The organism is uncultured Lactobacillus sp., from assembly GCF_902491705.1.
Classification (GTDB): domain Bacteria; phylum Bacillota; class Bacilli; order Lactobacillales; family Lactobacillaceae; genus Lactobacillus.
In genome coordinates, this window is the sequence record NZ_CABUIW010000097.1 from 1 (window position 1) to 3,331 (window position 3,331).

Annotated in this window: 5 protein-coding genes; 2 read left to right on the plus strand and 3 right to left on the minus strand. The window is 28.5% G+C overall.

The genetic code is table 11. The features are described from left to right. On the minus strand, nt 1-403 hold a 403-nt coding region (locus tag RDN22_RS11125; protein ID WP_374043101.1), incomplete at its 3' end, for a MurR/RpiR family transcriptional regulator. Nucleotides 404-679: 276 nt separating this feature from the next. On the opposite strand from RDN22_RS11125, the gene mscL reads away from it, so the two are divergent. Then, nucleotides 680-1,123: a large conductance mechanosensitive channel protein MscL gene (mscL, locus tag RDN22_RS11130; protein ID WP_147580727.1), complete on the plus strand. Its 444-nt coding sequence runs from the start codon at nt 680-682 to the stop codon at nt 1,121-1,123. A 125-nt stretch (nt 1,124-1,248) separates the two neighbouring features. Beyond that, on the plus strand, nt 1,249-1,635 hold the full coding sequence (locus RDN22_RS11135) for a hypothetical protein (protein WP_022002109.1): 387 nt from the start codon (nt 1,249-1,251) through the stop codon (nt 1,633-1,635). Here the strand turns inward: RDN22_RS11135 and RDN22_RS11140 are convergent. Beyond that, the gene (locus RDN22_RS11140; protein ID WP_308558141.1) at nt 1,582-2,679 is read right to left on the minus strand and encodes an IS3 family transposase; all 1,098 of its coding nucleotides are present in this window, start codon (nt 2,677-2,679) and stop codon (nt 1,582-1,584) included. The two genes, RDN22_RS11135 and RDN22_RS11140, sit on opposite strands and share 54 nt — an antisense overlap. Next, nucleotides 2,631-3,059, minus strand: a complete 429-nt coding sequence (locus tag RDN22_RS11145) for an HTH domain-containing protein (protein ID WP_118474002.1) — start codon at nt 3,057-3,059, stop codon at nt 2,631-2,633. Before RDN22_RS11145 ends, RDN22_RS11140 begins: the two co-directional genes overlap by 49 nt. Nucleotides 3,060-3,331 lie beyond the last annotated feature (272 nt).

Here is a 3,331-nt window from a genome sequence, read left to right on the forward strand (position 1 = left end):
TATCATGAATCAGTTTTAAAACCTCATCGATTACATTCCAATCTAAATAAGAAGAAAGTTGACTTAAAGATGTACAAATTTGTTGACTATAATAAGCTGTACTTTCTTCTGGATGATCTTTCATCATATCTAAAGGAACATTAATTAAATTATTAAACTTTCTTGATGTTGAACTAAACCACGCACACTCTTGTTTTAAATGAGCATAATTTTCATAACCAAGTGTTCTACAAAAACGAGAAATGGTTGCTGGAGACACAAAACATTCGCTCGCAAGTTTAGAAATTCCCATATGAGCTACTTCTGAAATATGATGTGCCATATACCAGGCAATGTTATAATTTGTATCTGTTTCATTGGCGCTATCTAAATATATTAATAATCTATAAAATAAATTTTTCATGTCATCCTCCCCTATTCTACAATATTATACACTAAATTCATCTTTATGCTTATATAAATTTGTGATAACAAATCACATATTTTTTTACATTTGTAACTTTTTTTAACTATTTTTTATTTATATATTAAATCTGTAGAAAGAAAATAGATTTTACTATTCATATTCCCTCTATTATCTTTCTATATTATTCTTATCCTCCCAAATAAGAATAACATAAAAGGCATCTTGATGTCTTTTTTTCTTTTTCTTATAATAAAGAAAAAGGAGATCAATATAATGTTAAAAGAATTCAAAGAATTTGCCTTAAAAGGCAACATGATTGATTTAGCTGTTGGGGTTATTATCGGTGGTGCTTTTAATTCATTAGTCACTTCTCTTGTAGAAAACATCATTATGCCTATTTTAAGTTTAGTTACAGGTAAGATTGATTTTTCTAATCTATTTATTGCTTTAGATGGAAATACATACAAAACATTAGCTGCTGCTCAAGCAGCAGGAGCATCTACTGTTAATTATGGTTTATTTATTACTGGTTTACTTAATTTTCTTATCATGGCTTTTGTTATCTTTATGATTGTTAAAACGATGAACAAATTAAGAACTAAAACAGAAAAAACTGTAGAAGAAAAACCAACAAAGAAGATTTGTCCTTATTGTCAAAGTGAAATCTCTATCAAAGCATCTCGTTGTCCACACTGTACAAGTCAATTAGAAAATTAAAATAGCTTTCTGTAATGTCATTCTAATGTGGACCCCATGTCAAGGACAATAAATAAAAAAGTACTTAAATTTGAATAAAAATGAATATATTCTCAAGGTATAAAAAACCAGGAGGATATATTTTTATGTCTAAATATTGTAAATATATAATTATAAAAGATAATGAATTAAAAATTTTAAAAACTAAAAGAATGACAGATCTAGTTAAAAGAGAACTGGGTGTCTTTGATTATCGTGATTATCTGTTTGAAGAAGATCTTTCAATCTATCTTCTTGTAAAGGATTTAAGCATTTATGATGATGATACAACTATTATATATAGAGGGTATTTGAATGATTGTGATGGTGTATTTAATGGAACTGTAATCTTTACTAAGATGGATGAACTTGGTTATGTATCTCTTTCAAATAATGATGTTGATTTAATCCTTAAACATTTATGCAAGCTACCTAATGGGTTATTTGAAATGAGATATTCTATTGATAACACTTATCAATCTTTTGATTGTTAAGTCCTTATTTAGATTTTGTCTGACCTGTTTGAATTTTGCTTTATATTCAGCAGGTTCTTTTGTTATATGATTCAATGGATAGTTTCCTGTCTTGTAATACTCAAAATATTCATTTGGTGACAGTTTAGCCAGTTTGTATTGATAACGTTCATTATTGTAATAATCAATGTAGCTATCAATCACTTCTTTTAATTCATCATACGTTGATGCTGCATTTATATATTTGCCAACCTCATCTTTCATATGTCCAAAGAATGACTCTTGGGGAGCGTTGTCCCAACAGTTTCCTCTTCTTGACATTGATTGTCTTATTTCTAAATCTTTTAGAAGATCAATAAACATAACGCTTGTATAATGAGCACCCTGATCACTATGAATCAATGCATCAGTATGAATGTTATGTTTATGATTTTCAAATAGCTGATTTATTGTTTCTAATACAAAATCCTCTTCCAATGAAGATGACAATACATATGAAAGAATTTGTTTTGTAAAACCATCTTTTACCACAGAAAGATAAGCTTTTGAACGTTTTTGACCATAAAATAGATAGGTAATATCTGTTTCTAACACATATCCAGGTCCATATTCATCAAAATGCCTTTTTAAAATATTATCCGCATAATTTGATGTCTTCAATGCTTTAGCCATTCTTCTTGCAGGATTTGCTTTCCTTATAGGACAAAATAAATTAAATTTTTTCATCAATCTTGTTATTTTCTTATGATTCATCAAGACTCCCATATGAAGAAGACGCATATGAATACCACGTCTGCCTTTATCATAACCTTTAAAATTGTAGGCCTCTAAAATCAATTCGAAGTCTTTAAGATCCTGTTCTTCTTTCTTGTTATATGTTGATGATAAATCGTTTTTCCTTTTTTTCCATGAATAGAATCCACTTCTTGATACTCCGGCATTTTCGCAAAGATACGAAACTGTTAATACATTATTTTTTGAGTTTAAAGTTCTATCGATAAGTTCATATTTTTCTCTTACTGTTTGTTCTTCGATTGTTTTGAAATTTGCTTTCTGTTGATAAATCTCACTCTTTTTAAAAAATCATTCTCCTGTTGGAGAACCTTGTTCTTATGTTTCAATCTTTCGATCTGTTCTTCTAAAGATAGCTCTTTGGTAGATGGTCTACCTGAATTATCTTTTCTTGTATCTTTAAATCCTTCTACTCGTTGAGTTTGTTTTTTTAAACGCTCAGTAAAAGTATTTCTTCGTTTAGCTCCTAATACATTTGGATCAAATCCATATTTTTTAAATATTTCAATAGGTTGTATTCCATTTTGATAATCAATCCAGTAAAGTTCTTTGAATTCTTTTGCATAAGTTATACTTTTATTAGAAACTTTCTTTACATATGGATTCTTTTCAAGTTCTTTAACCTGTTCTTCTGTAAAATAATTAACCCCCATAAACACACCACTATTCCTTCAATTATCATAATACACAAAATAAAAGCCCTGTAAAACAGGACTAAGCACCAAAGTACTTTTTTTCTTGTGTCCGTTTTACAGGGTCCATTTTAAATCATTATTCCTTTTATTATTTAGCTTTAATTGCCCAACGCATTTTTGTTGATTTAGCTCTTGAATTTCGATGACATTCTTCTTTAGTTGGTCGTATTACATTTCGACATACATCTTCATAAACACCACTATTTTTCATTTCTTTAAAAGCCTTTTTA

What these genes read in the sequence shown, in the direction of transcription:
- RDN22_RS11145 (WP_118474002.1), bottom strand. Translation starts at nt 3,059, where the DNA reads ATGGGGGTTAATTATTTTACAGAAGAACAGGTTAAAGAACTTGAAAAG.
- RDN22_RS11135 (WP_022002109.1), top strand. Translation starts at nt 1,249, where the DNA reads ATGTCTAAATATTGTAAATATATAATTATAAAAGATAATGAATTAAAA.
- mscL (WP_147580727.1), top strand. Translation starts at nt 680, where the DNA reads ATGTTAAAAGAATTCAAAGAATTTGCCTTAAAAGGCAACATGATTGAT.